The organism is Rhodococcus sp. SJ-3 (assembly GCF_051918125.1).
Lineage (GTDB): Bacteria > Actinomycetota > Actinomycetes > Mycobacteriales > Mycobacteriaceae > Rhodococcus.
In genome coordinates this window covers 2,969,005-2,985,878 of the sequence record NZ_CM123306.1, presented here as the reverse complement: position 1 = coordinate 2,985,878, position 16,874 = coordinate 2,969,005, and the positions used below count along the sequence as shown (strand labels likewise).

General features: G+C 66.1%; 18 protein-coding genes. 6 read left to right on the top strand and 12 right to left on the bottom strand.

Annotation, left to right across the window (positions count from 1 at the left end):
- Positions 1-13: 13 nt before the first annotated feature.
- The gene (gene mgtE / locus ACTDXD_RS13820; RefSeq protein ID WP_440122906.1) at positions 14-1,387 is read right to left on the bottom strand and encodes a magnesium transporter; all 1,374 of its coding nucleotides are present in this window, start codon (positions 1,385-1,387) and stop codon (positions 14-16) included.
- 98 nt (positions 1,388-1,485) lie between these two features.
- Here mgtE and ACTDXD_RS13815 point away from each other — a divergent pair, with 98 nt between their 5' ends.
- Entirely contained in the window at positions 1,486-2,349 is an 864-nt protein-coding gene (locus tag ACTDXD_RS13815) for a biotin-dependent carboxyltransferase family protein (protein ID WP_440122905.1), read from the top strand.
- Here ACTDXD_RS13815 and ACTDXD_RS13810 read toward each other — a convergent pair.
- From ACTDXD_RS13810 to carD, 6 genes are all read right to left on the bottom strand, one after another.
- On the bottom strand, positions 2,256-2,705 hold the full coding sequence (locus tag ACTDXD_RS13810) for a hypothetical protein (protein WP_440122904.1): 450 nt from the start codon (positions 2,703-2,705) through the stop codon (positions 2,256-2,258). The two genes, ACTDXD_RS13815 and ACTDXD_RS13810, sit on opposite strands and share 94 nt — an antisense overlap.
- A gap of 95 nt (positions 2,706-2,800) precedes the next feature.
- Positions 2,801-3,760 (bottom strand): 23S rRNA (guanosine(2251)-2'-O)-methyltransferase RlmB, encoded by a 960-nt coding sequence (gene rlmB / locus ACTDXD_RS13805; protein WP_440122903.1) that lies wholly within the window; start codon positions 3,758-3,760, stop codon positions 2,801-2,803.
- Positions 3,760-5,154: a cysteine--tRNA ligase gene (gene cysS, locus ACTDXD_RS13800; RefSeq protein WP_440122902.1), complete on the bottom strand. Its 1,395-nt coding sequence runs from the start codon at positions 5,152-5,154 to the stop codon at positions 3,760-3,762. Before cysS ends, rlmB begins: the two co-directional genes overlap by 1 nt.
- 11 nt (positions 5,155-5,165) lie before the next feature.
- Positions 5,166-5,642, bottom strand: coding sequence for a 2-C-methyl-D-erythritol 2,4-cyclodiphosphate synthase (ispF, locus tag ACTDXD_RS13795; protein WP_247274578.1), 477 nt, complete (start codon positions 5,640-5,642; stop codon positions 5,166-5,168).
- Positions 5,643-5,648: 6 nt separating this feature from the next.
- Positions 5,649-6,365 (bottom strand): 2-C-methyl-D-erythritol 4-phosphate cytidylyltransferase, encoded by a 717-nt coding sequence (ispD, locus tag ACTDXD_RS13790; protein WP_440127644.1) that lies wholly within the window; start codon positions 6,363-6,365, stop codon positions 5,649-5,651.
- A 39-nt stretch (positions 6,366-6,404) separates the two neighbouring features.
- Positions 6,405-6,893: an RNA polymerase-binding transcription factor CarD gene (gene carD / locus ACTDXD_RS13785; RefSeq protein ID WP_169688069.1), complete on the bottom strand. Its 489-nt coding sequence runs from the start codon at positions 6,891-6,893 to the stop codon at positions 6,405-6,407.
- A 273-nt stretch (positions 6,894-7,166) separates the two neighbouring features.
- On the opposite strand from carD, the gene ACTDXD_RS13780 reads away from it, so the two are divergent.
- Positions 7,167-7,796, top strand: coding sequence for a hypothetical protein (locus tag ACTDXD_RS13780; protein WP_440122901.1), 630 nt, complete (start codon positions 7,167-7,169; stop codon positions 7,794-7,796).
- Positions 7,797-7,893: 97 nt separating this feature from the next.
- Positions 7,894-9,282 (top strand): DNA repair protein RadA, encoded by a 1,389-nt coding sequence (gene radA / locus ACTDXD_RS13775; RefSeq protein WP_440122900.1) that lies wholly within the window; start codon positions 7,894-7,896, stop codon positions 9,280-9,282.
- A 19-nt stretch (positions 9,283-9,301) separates the two neighbouring features.
- Here the strand turns inward: radA and ACTDXD_RS13770 are convergent, their stop codons facing one another.
- Entirely contained in the window at positions 9,302-10,096 is a 795-nt protein-coding gene (locus ACTDXD_RS13770; RefSeq protein ID WP_440122899.1) for a crotonase/enoyl-CoA hydratase family protein, read from the bottom strand.
- A gap of 68 nt (positions 10,097-10,164) precedes the next feature.
- Here ACTDXD_RS13770 and dinB point away from each other — a divergent pair, with 68 nt between their 5' ends.
- On the top strand, positions 10,165-11,412 hold the full coding sequence (gene dinB / locus ACTDXD_RS13765; protein WP_440122898.1) for a DNA polymerase IV: 1,248 nt from the start codon (positions 10,165-10,167) through the stop codon (positions 11,410-11,412).
- 8 nt (positions 11,413-11,420) lie between these two features.
- On the opposite strand, the gene ACTDXD_RS13760 is transcribed toward dinB, so the two are convergent.
- Positions 11,421-11,981, bottom strand: a complete 561-nt coding sequence (locus ACTDXD_RS13760) for a PaaI family thioesterase (RefSeq protein WP_440122897.1) — start codon at positions 11,979-11,981, stop codon at positions 11,421-11,423.
- Between the two features lie 94 nt (positions 11,982-12,075).
- Between ACTDXD_RS13760 and disA the strand changes: the two genes are divergently transcribed.
- Entirely contained in the window at positions 12,076-13,158 is a 1,083-nt protein-coding gene (disA, locus tag ACTDXD_RS13755; protein ID WP_440122896.1) for a DNA integrity scanning diadenylate cyclase DisA, read from the top strand.
- Between the two features lie 19 nt (positions 13,159-13,177).
- On the opposite strand, the gene ACTDXD_RS13750 is transcribed toward disA, so the two are convergent.
- Both ACTDXD_RS13750 and ACTDXD_RS13745 read right to left on the bottom strand, forming a co-directional pair.
- On the bottom strand, positions 13,178-13,942 hold the full coding sequence (locus ACTDXD_RS13750; protein ID WP_440122895.1) for a hypothetical protein: 765 nt from the start codon (positions 13,940-13,942) through the stop codon (positions 13,178-13,180).
- A gap of 57 nt (positions 13,943-13,999) precedes the next feature.
- Entirely contained in the window at positions 14,000-14,626 is a 627-nt protein-coding gene (locus ACTDXD_RS13745; RefSeq protein WP_440122894.1) for a carbonic anhydrase, read from the bottom strand.
- 95 nt (positions 14,627-14,721) lie between these two features.
- Here ACTDXD_RS13745 and ACTDXD_RS13740 point away from each other — a divergent pair, with 95 nt between their 5' ends.
- On the top strand, positions 14,722-15,603 hold the full coding sequence (locus ACTDXD_RS13740; RefSeq protein ID WP_440122893.1) for an A/G-specific adenine glycosylase: 882 nt from the start codon (positions 14,722-14,724) through the stop codon (positions 15,601-15,603).
- A gap of 101 nt (positions 15,604-15,704) precedes the next feature.
- On the opposite strand, the gene ACTDXD_RS13735 is transcribed toward ACTDXD_RS13740, so the two are convergent.
- Positions 15,705-16,853 carry an RNA-guided endonuclease InsQ/TnpB family protein gene (locus ACTDXD_RS13735; protein ID WP_440122892.1) on the bottom strand — a complete coding sequence of 383 codons (1,149 nt, stop codon included), beginning with the start codon at positions 16,851-16,853 and terminating at the stop codon, positions 15,705-15,707.
- Between the last annotated feature and the right edge of the window lie 21 nt (positions 16,854-16,874).

Here is a 16,874-nt window from a genome sequence, read left to right as displayed (position 1 = left end):
CCAAGCGGTCTCGTCAAATTCCCAGCACGGCTTTCGCAATGAGAAAATACAGTACCAATCCCGTCGAATCGACGAACGTCGTGATGAACGGATTGGAGAACACTGCGGGATCCACGCGGATAGCCTTGGCGACCAACGGCATCGCTCCACCGACAGTGGCTGCGAGGGTGCACACGGTGACCAGGGTCAGCCCGATCACCGCGCCCACCGACATGTCGTAGACGGCAGTTGCGAGGACGAACGCCACGGAACCGAGCAGCACCCCGAGCGAGAACCCCACCCTGAGTTCACGGACGACGACACGGCCGACATCTCGGGGACTCACGTCGTCGAGAGCCAATGCCCGCGTGACGGTGGTCGCCGCCTGATTTCCCGTATTGCCACCGGTGCCGATGAGCAGCGGCACGAACAACGCCAACGTCACGGCCTGTTCCAAGGTCGATTCGAATACCTCGAGCACCTGCACGGTCAATGTCGCTCCGATCGCCAGCACGAGCAGCCACACGACCCGCGAACGCACCAATTGTCTCGCCGGCGTGGCGAGATAGGGCTGGCGTAGCGGCTCGGTGCCGCCGATCCGGGCCTGGTCCTCGCTCTCGGCCGACTCCAGGATGCGCAACGCATCGTCGACAGTGAGAATGCCCACCAGTCGTGTTTCGCTGTCCACGACGATCAACGCCAGCAATTTCAGCTCGGCACAGCGGCGGGCAGCTTCCTCTGCGTCGTCGGTGGCCCGCGCGAAATACGGTTCGCTCATGATGTCGCCGACTGCGCCATCCTTCGGGGCGCCCATCAGATCTCGCAAGCCCACCACACCCACGAGGATCCGATTCCTGTCGACAACCGGCAGGGTGTAGACCGTCTCGGCATCGTGGAGGCGGCTACGGACCATCGCGAGGGCTCGCTCGATCGGCATGTCTTGGCGCAGCGAGACGAACTCCGGGCTCATGCGCCGTCCGAGAGCGCCCTGCCTGTAGCCGAGGATCGTCGCTGTCATCTCACGTTCGTCGTACGGGAGGCCGCGCATGAGCTTCGCCGCAACGGTGGCCGGCAACTCGTCGAGCAGTTCGACTCGATCGTCGGGCTCGAGATCAGCAAAGATCGACGCGACCTGATCGTCTTGCAGGCCGCCGACGAGGGCGCTCTGCAGACTCGGATCCAGCTGCTCGAACACCTCCATCGCCTGATCCTTGGGAAGCAACCGATAGAGCACCGCGCGGTCGGTGTGGTCCAACCGCTCGAGCACGTCGACGAGCAGTTCCACGCTCAGCTCGGCTACTGCGGCGTGCGCCGCAGCCAGATCGCCGTCGTCCAACGCACCCTCGACTGCCCGGGTCGCCTCCACCCGGGTGGCCTCGATACTGGTGGTCGGATCGTTCCGGCTCATCGTGTCTCCCTCGAACTGCGGCACTTCAACCTAACGCGCGCCGGCTGCGCTCACCGAACAGTCCTCACCGCCGCCCCGGATTGCGAGACCATGGATCCATGGCATGGCTCGAGGTGGTCAACCCTGGAATCTTCACAACTGTGCAGGATCACGGACGCATCGGATACGGGGCCGACGGCGTGACCGCATCCGGCGCTGCGGACCGCACGGCGCACGACGCTGCGAATCGCCTCGTCGGCAATCACCCGGACGCCGCGGCCCTCGAGGTGACCGGTGGCGGACTCTCGGTCCGAAGCGTCGGCGACACGATCGTCGCGATCACCGGAGCGCGCGTCGACGTGACGGTCAACGGCCGCTCCGTGGGTGATTGCGCGAGGGTGCGTCTCCGTGATCAGGACGTCGTCTCGGTCTCAGCACCATCCGAGGGATTGCGGTCGTATCTGGCAGTCCGCGGCGGCATCGACGTTCCGGAGGTACTGGGAAGCCGTTCGACCGACACGTTGTCGGGCACGGGCCCAGCGCCGGTGCACACCGGTGACCGGCTGCTTGTCGGCGCACTCGCCGACGAACTCCCCTGCGAAGAGCAGATCCCTCCGCCTGCGCCCGCGGGCGATCCAGTCGAGCTCCGCGTGCGAACAGGGCCCCGCGACGACTGGTTCACTCCCGCCTCGGTCCGCGCCCTCCTACACGAATCGTGGACGGTGACTCCGCAACTCGATCGGGTGGGGATTCGGCTCCGGGGCCCCGGACCGCTACACCGCTCACGCAATGACGAACTACCCAGCGAGGGTATGGTTGCCGGGTCCGTCCAGGTGCCACCGGAGGGTCATCCGGTGTTGTTCCTCGCCGATCATCCCGTCACCGGCGGTTATCCGGTGATCGCGGTGGTGACGACAGCGGACCTTCCCACTGCGGCGCAATTACGTCCGGGACGGCGTGTGCGGTTCGTCCGGCTGATCTGAACTGTGACGTCGTTGTCACGCACAGTGATCAGGCCGTGGTCGCCGGCGCTGGTGCGCACCTCCACCGTCCCCGACACCTCATGGCCCCGGGATGCCAGGAACGCGGCGATCAGGTACTGAAGCCATTCTGAGTACCGGTAGAAGACCGGGTCGCCGTCCCACTCGAGGGCGCATCCGTCACTGCTCGGGACCCACTGACACCACGACAGCGGCCGTCCCTCTGTCGGCAGACCGTCGCGGCCCGCGTTGTGCGGACCACTCGCAGCACCCGCGAACCCGGTGAGGAAGTCGATGTCGGGCCGACTCAACGGCGGTGTGATCTCGAAACGCCCGTCGAACGCCGTTGTGTATGCCACTGTGTGCCTCCGCTTCCGTCCGGCCCTACCGGTACAGACGCAGCGAGGGCCCGATCGGTTCCCGCGGGTACGCCCTGGCCTTCAGGACTTGGCCTTCAGGACCGGCGGCGACGCGCGATGTCGGCGAGCACGACGCCTGCCGCGACCGACGCGTTGAGCGATTCCACATCGCCGGCCATCGGGATGGACAGGATCGAATCGCACGTCTCCCGGACGAGCCGCGAGAGTCCCTTACCCTCGGACCCCACCACCACGACGACGGGATCGGTGCCGTCGAAAGTGTCGAGGTCGGTATCACCACCGGCATCGAGTCCCACGACGCGGACGCCCTGAGACTGCCAGTCCTTGAGCGTGCGTGTCAGGTTGGTCGCCCGGGCAACTGGAAGCCGCGCCGCGGCACCCGCGCTGGTACGCCATGCGACAGCGGTCACCGACGCACTCCGACGCTGTGGAATCACCACGCCGTGGCCACCGAACGCCGCGACGGACCGGATGATCGCACCGAGGTTGCGCGGATCGGAAATGTTGTCGAGCGCCACCAGCAGAGGTCGCTCGTGCCTCTCCTTGGCGCGCACGATCAGATCGTCGGGATGCGCGTAGCGGTACGGCGGCACCTGCAGGCCGATGCCCTGATGCATACCGTTCGCGGTGAGCCGGTCGAGTTCGCTGCGCTGCACTTCTAGAATCGAAATGCCGGCATCAGCGGCGCGCTGCACTGCTTCCTTGAGCCGGTCGTCGGCTTCCGCACCGACCGCGACGTAGAGCGCGGTCGCCGGGACCTCGGCCCGCAAGCACTCGACTACGGGGTTGCGGCCGAGGACCATTTCCGGCCCGTCCTCCGGCTTGCGTCCCCCCGGACGGCGGCCTCGGTTGTCGGCGGCCTTCGCCGCTGCGCGAGCGCGCCGGGCCGCAGGATGGTACGAACGATCCTCGGCCTTCGGGGTCGCGCCGCGGGCTTCGAGACCGCGCCGACGCTGACCGCCCGAGCCGACGACCTGGCCTTTCTTCGTTCCGCCCTTGCGAATCGCTCCGCGTCGCTGGGAATTGCCTGCCATCACTGCCCTGCTTTCAGGGACCACTCGGGTCCGTTCGGCGTATCCGTTACTTCGATCCCCGCCGCTGTCAGCCGGTCACGTACTTCGTCGGCGACCGCCCAGTTCTTCTCGGCGCGGGCGCTCTGTCGACGATCGAGTTCTGCTCCCACCAGCACATCCAAGGCGGCGAGCGCACCCGACTCGTCGCCGGAGCTCTCCTGCCAGTGTGCATCGAGTGGATCGACGCCGAGGACAGAAAGCATCGCACGGATCTGGGACGCGATGCGCACCGCTTCGGTCAGGTCTCCGTTGTCGAGCGCTTTGTTGCCCTCGCTGCGTCGACCGTGGATCTCGGCGAGCGCCTTGGGTACCCCGAGATCGTCGTCGAGTGCTTCGGCGAACGCGTCGGTCCACGTTCCGACGGGAACGTCGCCGGCGCGGTCACGGGTCTTGGTCACGAACGACTCGAGTCCCCGGTAGGCCGCGGCCGCCTCGGCCAGCGCCGTGTCGGAGTATTCGAGCATCGACCGGTAGTGGGCGCTGCCGAGGTAATAACGCAGCTCCTGGGCGCGCACGCGGGTGAGGACGTTGGGGATGGACAGCACATTGCCGAGCGACTTGGACATCTTCTCGCCGCCCATGGTCACCCAGCCGTTGTGCAACCAGTAACGAGCGAAGCCGTCGCCCGCGGCGCGGGCCTGCGCGATCTCGTTCTCGTGATGCGGAAAAACCAGATCCATGCCGCCACAATGGATATCGAACGCGGAACCGAGATAGAACTCCGCCATCGCGGAGCATTCGAGATGCCAGCCCGGACGGCCACGGCCCCACGGCGTAGGCCACGACGGCTCGCCGGCCTTCTCGGCCTTCCACAAGGTGAAGTCGCGAGGGTCGCGCTTGCCCTGTCCGGCGCTCTCACCCTGATGGACGTCGTCGAGTTTGTGCCCCGACAACGCGCCGTACTCGGGGAAACTCATCACGTCGAAGTAGACGTTGCCGTCGGATGCGTAAGCATGACCCGCGTCGATGAGACGACGCATGAGCTCGACCATCTGGGTGATGTGCCCGGTCGCGCGAGGCTCCACGGAGGGCGGCAATACACCGAGAGCGTCGTAGGCGCGGGTGAAAGCGCGTTCGTAGGTCGTCTTCCATTCCCACCAGGGGCGGCCCGCCTCGCCTGCCTTGCGGAGAATCTTGTCGTCGATATCGGTGACGTTTCTCACAAACGCGACGTCGAGTCCCTTCGCTGCGAGCCATCGTCGCAGAACGTCGAACGCGACGCCGCTGCGCACGTGGCCGATATGCGGCTCACCCTGAACAGTGGCGCCACACAGATACACCGAGGCGTGTCCGGGCACCAGCGGTTCGAAATCCCGCACGGCTCGTGTTTCGGTGTCGAAAAGGCGCAAAGTCACGACAGACCATCCTACCGTTGATCGACGTCAGGTAATACGAGTGCGGTGGCGATAGCCGCCACACCTTCCCCGCGGCCGGTCAGCCCGAGTCCGTCGGTGGTTGTGGCCGACACCGACACGGGTGCGCCGAGCAGATCGGACAGCACACGCACCGCCTCGTCGCGTCGCGGCCCGATCTTCGGGCGGTTCCCGATCACCTGCACGGCCGCGTTGCCGATGGTCCAGCCTTCTTCGGTCAGCAGCCGCCGTACCTCGGTGAGCATCGAGGCCCCCGATGCTCCCGACATCTCGGGACGATCGGTCCCGAACACCGAACCCAGGTCGCCGAGGCCGGACGCCGACAACAACGCATCGCACAATGCGTGTGCGGCGACGTCGCCGTCGGAGTGCCCCGAGCAACCGTCCGCATCGTCGAACAGCAGACCGGCCATCCAGCACGGACGCCCCGGTTCGACCGGGTGCACATCTGTTCCGATTCCGACACGCACGTGTGTTCAGTTCCCCTCTTGTGTCCGTTCGCCGGCAGCGAGCAAGGCTCGGGCCAGCACCAGATCCAGCGGTGTGGTGATCTTGAAGGCGAGCGGGTCGCCCGCCACGGTCTGCACGAGCTCGCCGAGCCGTTCCACCAGCCCGGCATCGTCGGTCGCGTCGCCCGTATCGCGATTGGCGCGATCGAGCAGGTCTGCATCGAACCCCTGCGGTGTCTGCACCGCTCGCAGGGACGCCCGCTCAGGGGTGCCGGTGACGACCCCGTCGGAGTCGACGCTCTTGATGGTGTCGGCGACCGGCAGGACGGGAATCACTGCGCGCCGCCCACCCCGGAGCGCCTCGACCACTCGGGTGAACAACTCCGGTGGAGTCAGCGCCCGCGCCGCATCGTGCACGAGCACGAACTGTGCGTCCGACGCCGCCCGGAGACCCGCGCGCACAGAATCGGCGCGTTCCGCACCACCGCCGGTGACCGTGACCCGGTCGGCGTACTCGGCGCGTACGAGCTCCGCCGGAGGTGCCGAGGCGAGCTCGGGCGGCGCCACCACCACGACACGGTCGACCGCGCCGGAACCCAGCATCGCTTCGACGGCCCGGTCGAGCATCGTGCGCCCACCGAGCTCGACGAACGCCTTGGGTAGTGACTCACCCAGACGGACGCCGCGGCCGGCCGCCGGAATAATTCCGACGACCGGCCCGCTGCGATCGTGTACTTGCTGTATTCGATTCACTTGATGCTGATTCGAGGGTCGCGTCGCCTATCAGGATGCGGCGGCGAGAACCTCGTCGAGCATGCTCTCTGCCCTGACATCGTCAGTTCCCTCGGCAAGCGCGAGCTCACCGACGAGGATCTGCCGAGCCTTCGCCAGCATTCTCTTCTCACCAGCAGAAAGGCCGCGGTCCTGCTCCCGGCGCCACAGGTCGCGGACTACCTCTGCGACCTTGTTGACATCACCGGAGGCCAACTTCTCGATATTGGCCTTGTACCGCCGTGACCAGTTGGTCGGTTCTTCTGTATGCGGTGCGCGCAGCACCTGGAAGACCTTGTCGAGGCCTTCTTGTCCCACCACGTCGCGAACTCCGACATATTCTGCATTCTCAGCAGGTACCCGCACCGTGAGGTCGCCCTGCGCGACTTTCAGAACCAGATATTCCTTCTGCTCCCCCTTGATGGTGCGTGTTTCGATTGCTTCGATCAGCGCCGCACCGTGATGGGGGTATACGACGGTGTCTCCGACCTTGAAAATCATGTGTCCCGTGCCCCTTTCGATTCTTCGAGTTTAACACGTGACCACATCGGCCTCTCATCAACGGCGCAGGTCAGGGGCACCGACACGTGGGCGTAGGGCTTGACAGGCAACCGGTTACGTGCATCCGGTGACGTGCGACACACCCGCCCTGACAGGGCGTTATGCCCCGTTGTGGTGCACAAAATGGCAATATCGATGACCCGACGCACACTCCAGGCGGGACAACTACTACTCTGCCTAGTGGATTGCGAGCCTTACCCGAGTGGAGGAAAAGTGACTGCTCTCAACACGTCGACTCGTCGAGTCGCGACCGCTGTCGCCCTGGCCGCGGGTGCGACGCTGGCGTTGTCCGCGTGCGGCGCCGGTCAGATCACCCAGACCTCCGACCAGGTGGCTGCGATCAACGGCACCAACACGGACGCGGGCAGCCTTGCACTGCGCAACGTGCACATCATCTACCCGGATTCCGAGGAGTACAGCATCGAGCCGGGCGGAACCGCTCTGCTCGGCTTCACCATCGCGAATCTCGACGGCTACCGGGACGACGTCCTCACGGGCATCGAGACCGAGTACGCGGGCTCGGTGACCGGCGCGGACAACATCACGATCCCCGCTCTCGGCTCGGTCATCGCCGGTGTTTCCCCTGAGACCACCGATCTTCTCGAGTCCGTCGACGAGTCGCCGCAGCCGACCTCGCCGGAGGACACCCCCGTGGTGCCCGCGACGGTCGAGACCATCGAACTCGTCGACCTGAAGGAAGGTGTCCGGCCCGGCCTGACCATCCCCTTCACCTTCTCCTTCGAGGAAGCTGGCGACGTGACCCTGTCCGTACCGGTCGATGCAGGCCCGGTTCTCGATCGCCACGAGTCGGAGATGTCGCCGATCATCGGCGAAGCGCACTGACCCAGCGCGACCGGCAAGACCCTTCCGGAAGGTCCGGACGAGCATTCTCGTCCGGACCTTCCGGCGTTCTGTCACCACGTTCGCATATCCTCCGGCAGTGGCCAGATCCAAAACGATGTACCGCTGCTCCGACTGCTCGCACACCGTCGCCAAGTGGGTCGGACGCTGCCCCGAATGCGGAACGTGGGGATCGCTGGACGAGGCACCGGTGCAGCCGACAGCTGTCGCATCGCGACCGGGCACCTCGCTCGCGCGTGCGGGCGCCGCGGCAGTCCTCCCCACCACCCCCGCCACTCCTCTGACCCGGATCGACGGGAAGGAAACCGCGGCCAAGACCACTGGAATCTCCGAACTCGACCGGGTTCTCGGCGGGGGGATCGTGCCCGGCTCCGTCGTCCTGCTCGCGGGTGAACCTGGCGTCGGCAAGTCGACGCTGCTCCTCGAGGTCGTCCACCGCTGGGCTCAGCGCGGCGCCGACGACAGGTCGCTGTACGTGACAGGCGAGGAATCCGCCGGTCAGGTTCGACTCCGCGCCGACCGCACCGGGTCTGTCCACGAGCGGGTCTACCTGGCTGCCGAATCCGATCTGGCGACGATCTTCGGCCACGTCGAACAGGTCAAGCCGACACTGCTCGTCGTCGACTCGGTGCAGACGATGCTCGCCGCCGATGTCGACGGCGTGTCCGGCGGTGTCACTCAGGTCAAGGCCGTCACGAGCGCGCTGACCTCGCTCGCGAAGGCCAGCGGTATCCCGGTGTTGCTGATCGGTCACGTCACCAAGGACGGCGCAGTGGCGGGCCCACGCTCGCTCGAGCATCTCGTCGACGTCGTACTTCATTTCGAAGGTGACAAACATTCGACGCTGCGTATGGTGCGCGGGGTCAAGAACCGGTTCGGTGCAGCCGAGGAAGTGGGCTGCTTCGAACTCACCGAGGGCGGCATCGTCGAGGTGAGCGACCCATCGGGACTGTTCCTGCAACACCGGAACGAGGAGGTGCCGGGGACGGCGGTCACCGTCACGATGGACGGCAAACGCCCACTGCTCGGCGAAGTTCAGGCGCTTGTCGTCCACACCCAGAATCCGTCACCGCGGCGCGCGGTGAGCGGCCTGGATTCGGCGCGCGTCGCGATGGTGCTCGCCGTACTCGAACGGCGCTGCAACGTCCGCAATCTCGGAAAATGCGACGTATACGCCTCGACGGTCGGCGGCATGCGGATCACCGATCCGTCCGCCGACCTCGCGCTGGCGCTTGCCATCGTCTCGGCTGTCCGAGATCAACCGGTCCCGCCCGGCACCGTCCTGCTCGGCGAGGTCGGACTGGCAGGCGAAGTCCGGCGCGTGGCCGGAGCAGGACGACGGCTCACCGAAGCACACCGGCTCGGGTTCACCCGCGCAGTGGTGCCCCGCAACACGGAGGGCGCGCCTTCCGGCATGAAGGTCCGCGAGGTGACCAACCTCGGGCAGGCGCTCATGAACATCGGCTGACGCCCGCTTCGAAACACGACTAGCGGAAGGCGCCGTGTCTTCCTTCTCCCGACGTGAACCGTGCAGCGCCTGCGATGCCCTCCCGCTCGACGATCGGCGCACCGTGGGCGCCTTCGGCCCGCAACGCGGTGTCGAGTGGAAGATCGAACGAGCGGTAGACCGACGCCCGGTCCACCGACATGCATTCCTGCGGAAACGTTGCCAGTTGCCGCGCGATCTCCTGCGCTACAGCGAGTGACGTACCCGCGTCGACGACCCGGTTGGCGAGGCCGAACGACAAGGCCTCGGCCGCATCCACCGCGCGACCGGTGAGGATCATGTCGAGCGCTCTCCCCTGCCCGATGATCCGCGGCAGTCGCACCGTGCCGCCGTCGATGAGTGGTACACCCCAGCGGCGGCAGAACACCCCGAAGACTGCGTCGGATTCGCACACTCGCAGGTCTGCAAGCAGTGCGAGTTCCAGTCCACCTGCGACCGCGTAGCCACTCACCGCCGCGATCAGTGGTTTGGACAGCGCCATCCGGGACGGGCCCATCGGTCCCGTGCCGCCGCCCTGCGGGTCGAGCTCGTGACGCCGCTGCGAATCACCCAGGGCCGTGAGGTCGGCGCCAGCACAGAAATGGCCGCCCGCACCCCAGAGCACCGCGACACGTTGTTTCTCGTCTGCGTCGAACGCTTCGATGGCCTCGCGGAGCTGCGCGGCCATCGGCCCGTCCACGGCGTTTCTGCGATCAGGGCGGTTGAGCACGATCGTGGTGACGGCACCATCGCGTTCGACGACGACATCGGGGGCACCACGGTCGGGGGCGGACATGGATCGTTTCTAACACTCTCCGGCCGGCGATTCTGCCGTATCGGGTTGTCGGACTCGCATGCGAACATATGTTCGTGTCCGACCGCGCAACAATTCTCCACGCCGATCTCGACGCGTTCTACGCGTCGGTCGAGCAACGCGACGACCCGTGGCTTCGAGGAAAACCGGTGGTGGTCGGCGGCGGGGTCGTCCTGGCAGCGAGCTACGAGGCGAAAGCATACGGAATCAAGACACCCATGCCGGGCCGTGCAGCGCGCGCTCTGTGCCCGCACGTGATCTCGATACCGCCGCGCATGGACGCGTACTCACGGGCGTCGAGGGAGGTGTTCGAGATCTTCGATCGGGTCTCACCCGTCGTCGAAGGGGTCTCCATCGACGAGGCCTTCCTCGATGTGTCGGGGCTGCGCCGCATCTCGGGTGAGCCGGCCGACATCGCGGCACACCTGCGCGCGACGGTCATGGCCGAGGTCGGCCTGCCGATCACCGTAGGTGTGGCCCGGACGAAGTTCCTCGCAAAGGTCGCGAGTGGCGTCGCGAAACCGGACGGGCTGCTCGTCGTCCCACCGGAAGGGGAACTCGAGTTCCTCCACCCGTTGCCCGTCGAACGACTGTGGGGCGTCGGCAAGGTCACCGCCTCGACTCTGCATGCGCACGGACTTCGATCGGTCGCCGATATTGCGAACGAATCCGAGTCCGACCTCATCTCGCTGCTCGGCCGGGCAACAGGCCGCCACCTGTACGCGCTCGCGACCGGACACGACCCACGGCCGGTTCACCGTCGACGCCGACGTTCGATGGGCGCCCAGCACGCGCTCGGTCGAGGAGCCCACAGCATCGAGTCGATCGACGCGACGCTGCAACTGCTCGTCGACAAGGTTGCCGCCCGGATGCGCCGCGCCCATCGGATCGGCCGCACAGTGGTGCTCAGACTCCGCTTCGCCGATTACACGCGGGCCACGCGGTCGCACACACTCGGCGTCCCCACCGCGCGCACCGACATCCTCAGCAACACGGCACGCGCCCTGCTCGAATCAGCGAGGCCGCAGGTCGCCGACTGCGGGCTCACCCTGATCGGTGTCTCGGTGACGAACTTGGACGGCGAGGGCATCGAGCAGCTCGAGCTTCCCTTCGACGAGCCGGTGCCGTCGCCCGATCCGGGCTCGAACGAGATCACCGCGACACATCGCCCGATCGACCGGCACGCCCTCGACACGGTCCTCGACGACGTCCACTGCCGGTTCGGAGCCGGGGCGCTCACGTCCGCGACGCTGCTCGGCCACGACCACAGGGAAGGTGTACCGATGCTCCCCGATTGAGAAGCACCTCAGATCGACGAGATGTCGTCGGCGCCGGGCAAGCCGTCAGCGAAATCCTTCCCCTTCTCGAAATGTTCGTGGCCGACCATCACGAACAATCCGTGCGAGCTCCCCACGATCACGTCGGGATCGGCGAGCGGGCCATCGACGATGCGTACCTCGGCGCTCGTGTAGACCTTGCGACGCACCGTCCCGTCGACTCGGGCGGTGAATTCGAGGACCGCCCCCAGCGGGATGGGGCGCTTGAAATCGGTCCCCATGTGCCCGGTGACCACGGGCTTCCGGAACACGGCGTTACATGCGAAACCCTGGACTTCGTCGAACGCGGTCATGAGGATGCCTCCGTGGATGAACCCCGGCCCGCCCTGGAAACGGGGGGCCACCTCGAATCGGCCCTTCACGGACAGCCCCTCGCCGATCGTGCACTGCATTGCGAGTCCGGTCGGCTGATCGTCGCCGCAACCGAGGCACTTGGACCAGTGCTGCGGTATCGGCGCCCCCGGACCGGGATGATCCTCGCGAAGATCAGGAACGACGAGGTCATCGGGCAAGGTCCAGAGACTACTCATGAGCAAGTAATGTAGTTGCGCGCTCGCCTACGACTTTTCCGTGGCCTGCACAAATGTGACGAGAAACGCACGCGCAGCCAGGAGGACTTCGCACATGACCGAGTCGGCCGACGCTGCGACGTTGAACGAGACGATCGCGCGTCTGGCACCCGGCACAGCTTTGCGAGACGGCCTCGAACGCATCCTGCGGGGCCGCACAGGCGGCCTGATCGTGCTCGGCTTCGACGAGCACGTCGCATCGATCTGCGACGGCGGCTTCGAACTCGATGTCGAATTCGCCCCTACCCGGTTGCGCGAGTTGTCGAAGATGGACGGCGCGGTCGTGGTGTCCACCGACGGCACCCGGATCGTGCGCGCCAACGTGCAGCTCGTGCCCGATCACCGCATCCCCACCGTCGAATCCGGTACCCGTCATCGCGCAGCCGAACGGACCGCTATCGAGACCGGGTATCCCGTGGTCTCGGTGAGCCAGTCGATGAGCATCGTGAGCGTGTACGTCGAAGGACGCAGGCATGTCATCGACGATTCCGCGATGATCCTCTCCAGGGCCAACCAGGCCGTCGCGACGCTAGAGCGGTACAAGGCTCGTCTCGACGAAGTCACCCGGCAGCTCTCGGTGGTGGAAATCGAAGACATCGTGACATTGCGCGATGCGCTCACCGTCGCGCAGCGCCTCGAAATGATGCACCGCCTTTCAGTGGAGATCGAGCAGGATGTGCTCGAGCTCGGAACCGACGGTCGGCAGCTCGCACTGCAACTCGAAGAGCTCGTCGGCGACAATCAACTCGCCAGGCAACTGCTCGTTCTGGACTACCTGGCCGGGACCGATTCACCGTCGGTCCTCGATGTGGAGCAGGCGCTCGATGCGTTGGGAGGGTTGACCGATGTCGATCTACTGGACCTGACGACACTCGCGCGGGCCTTCGGCTATCCGAACACCATCGAAGCGCTCGACACCGCAATGAGCCCCCGCGGATACCGCGTCCTCAATCGTGTTCCGAGGCTCCGGGCACGTCAGATCGACCGGCTGGTGGGTGCTTTCGGAACTCTGCAGGGTTTGCTCGCGGCGACCGCCGCGGACCTTCAGGCCGTCGAAGGGATCGGAGCGCTGTGGGCTCGCTACATCCGTGAGGGTCTCTCACGCCTGGCCGAGGCGTCGATCAATCACTACGACTAGCACTTCACGGACCAGCACTTCACGCTGTCATGTTGAACGGCTCCGGCGTGCTGCGCAGACCACCGAGTTGCCCGACGACCGTATATGCGCCCGGCTGGACCGGTTCCCGCGGCGTCGCGCACCCGGGTTCGGACGTCGTGCCGGACCACCGCACCGAGAACGCGGCCTGATCCCCGGGGCGGAGCGAACGCACGTCGGCGGTCGAGTCGGGGAAACAGTCGGTGTTCGCCCACACGCGCTGGTTGCCGTCGAGGGTGTACACGAGGACCTGCTGCAGGCCCGCACCGAGATCGCGCTCGCACGAGGACGTCCCGATATTGGTTATGACGATCGTGAATTCGGGTTCGGCTCCGACCTGGTAATTCGGCTCGCCTGCCGTCACGCGCACTGCGAGCGATTGATCCGAACACTGCCCGGGTGCCGTCGATGCCGACACCGGTGTCGTGGCCGCGCCCGAATCATCCGGTTCCGCAGCACCCGACGGGGTGGACGACCCCGAGGACGCGTTCGAGGAATTCGAACTTCCGGAACCGCCAGCGTCCGAGCCACCATCGTCCGAACCGGTCTCTGCTCCGGCTTCGACACCGGATCCGTCCGGTGTGGTCGTGGTGGTCTCGGACATCGTGGTGCCGGAGGCCGCGGGTTCCGTTTCGGGATCATCGCCGCCGGTGAAGGCGAGAACCGCCCAGATGACCAAGGCCAGCACGACCACCGCGACGACGATCGCGAGAACACGGCGTCGCCAGTAGATCTCAGGAGGAAGTGGGCCGTTGGGTTCAAACACGCTTCACACGGTATGTGTCAGCTCGGGCGATGGCCACATGGTCGTCGGCGTGTCGCGTCAGTCCGAGGTCACACCGATATCGCCGATATGGCCTTGCAGCTGTACGTGACCGTCGTCGAGCTTGTACGTCACACCCACAACAGCGCAGCGACCATCGGCGATGCGCTCCGCGATGATCTGCGAGCGTTCGGTGAGCACCTTGCCGGTTTCCACGACGTGGCGCGCCTCGAGTTCGTCGACGGTGCCGAGCCCTTCTCGACGCCCGAGGAGAATCGAGGGTGCGACCCGCTCGACGATGCTGCGGATGAATCCCGACGGGACCTCGCCGCCGTCGAGTGCGGACAATGTCGCGCCGACAGCACCGCAGCTGTCGTGTCCCAACACGACGATGAGAGGCACGTTGAGAATGTCGACCGCATACTCGATCGAGCCCAGCACGGAGCTGTCGATCACGTGACCAGCAGTTCGGACGACGAACATATCGCCGAGGCCCTGGTCGAAAATGATCTCGGCCGCGACACGGGAGTCGCCACATCCGAAGAGCACCGCGGTGGGGTGCTGGCCGTTGACGAGCTCTGCTCGGCGGTCGATGCCCTGGCTGGGGTGCAGTGGGGTGTCACTGACGAAGCGCTGATTACCTTCGGTCAGAGCTTTCCAGGCTGAGATGGGGTTCGAATTCGGCATATACCCAGTATTCACCCCCGGTGATTTCGACTTTCACGCGGGAATACTTTTACCTATGTAAACAACCGCCCAGAACGTTTCGAAAGGACGTGAGAATGCCGGTCGATGCTGGCGTATTGCTGCGCTGGTATGCAGCGCAGGCACGGGATCTACCGTGGCGCCACGAAGGCGTGACGGGATGGCAGATCCTCATGTCGGAGGTCATGTTGCAGCAGACTCCCGTCGTGCGGGTCGCGCCGATCTGGGAGGAGTGGGTCCGGCGCTGGCCGGTCCCCTCGGCGATGGCCGCATCGAGCCAGGCCGAGGTGCTGCGAGCCTGGGGCAAGCTCGGTTATCCGCGTCGGGCGTTGCGCTTGCACGAGTGCGCCGGGGTCCTCGCCGCCGAGCACGACGACCAGGTCCCCGACGATGTCGACGTCCTGCTGTCGCTGCCGGGGATCGGCGCGTACACGGCGCGAGCAGTCGCGTGTTTCGCATACGGGCAACGCGTTCCCGTGGTGGACACCAACGTGCGCCGCGTCGTCGCACGCGCCGTCCACGGCAAGGCGGAGCCCGGGAACCCTTCCACACGAAGGGACCTCGCAGACGTCGAGATTCTGCTGCCGCGCACCCGCGCGCGGGCCGCGACGTTCTCGGCTGCACTGATGGAGCTCGGCGCGACGGTGTGCACCGCGCGGAACCCCGACTGTGATCGATGCCCGCTCCCCGAATGCGCGTGGGTGCAGGCCGGCCGTCCGGCTCACGACGGCCCGGCCCGGCGCGTGCAGAAGTTCGCCGGAACCGACCGTCAAGTGCGCGGAAAACTGATGGCAGTCCTCCGCGACAGCGACACTCCGGTGGAGCGTCCGGCACTCGATCAGGTGTGGCTCACAGACCCCGGGCAGCGCGATCGGGCCCTGCATTCGTTGCTCCTCGACGGACTGGTCGAACAGACCGACGACGGACGCTTCGCGCTCGCTGGAGAAGGCGCGCGCTAGTCGAGCGAATTGACGTCCTCCCGGCCATGAACGACCGGGATTCCTCCTGCAGCGCTACCGCCACTCCGGTGGGTTCCTGTTTCACAGGGACTTACCTCCCGCTAGGCGGCAGGATTTACGGTCCCTCCGCAGGCGTTTCGCCTCTCCGCCCGTCCGGCGGCGAGGATGTTCTTGGCGGCGTTGAGGTCGCGGTCGTGGACCGCACCGCACGCCGCGCACTGCCACTCCCGCACTGAGAGCGGTTTCGGGCCGTCCTGCACTCCACACGTCGAGCACAGTTGGCTCGACGGGTAGAAACGGTCCACCTTCACGAAGGTCCGCCCATACCGGGCGGCCTTCTCCTCCACCATCCGAGTGAACATGCCCCACCCGGCATCGTGCACCGACTTCGCCAACCTCGTCCGCGCCAGCCCGGTGACACACAAGTCCTCGACGAACACCGCTTGGTTCTCGCGGATGATCGCCGTGGAGTTCTTGTGCGCCCAATCCTTGCGGGCGTCGGCCACCTTGGCGTGAGCCTTCGCGACACGAACGCGTGCCTTGGCCCGGTTGTTGCTGCCCTTCTGCTTGCGAGAGAGTGCCTGTTGCGCCTTGCAGAGTGTGCGTTCGGCGCGGCGCAAGAACTTCGGTGTGGTGATGGTCTTGCCGTCCGACAGGACCGCGAACGTCGTCAGGCCCAGGTCGATCCCCACCTCCGCATCGGACTCCGGTAACGGCACGTCGGTCGTCTCGACCACGAACGACGCGAAGTACCGACCCGCCGCGTCCTTGATGATCGACACACTCGAGGGTTCCGAGGGTAGGTCGCGTGACCAGGCGACTTTCACCTCGCCGACCTTCGCGATATACAACTTCCGGTTGCCTCGGATACTGAAGCCGTTGCGGGTGAGCCGGATCGCCTGCCGGGTGTCCTTGCGGGACCGGAACCGCGGCGGACCGACCTTGCGGCCTTTCCGCTTCCCGGCCAGTGAATCGAACCAGTTCCTGTATGCCGTTGCCGAGTCGCGCACCGACTGCACCAACACCACCGACGCCACCTCGGCCAGCCACGCCCGCTCCGGTGTGCGTTTCGCGGCGGTAATCACCTGCTTCTGCACGTCGGTGTCCGACAGTTTCACCCCGGCCGCGTGCGCGTCCTGCCGTGCACGCAACGCATCGTTGAACACCACCCGCGCGCATCCGAACGACCGGGCCAGCATGTTCTGTTGACTCGGTGTCGGGTAGACGCGGTACTGGTAGCGGAGCTGCACAGCGAGACCATAGCCACGACC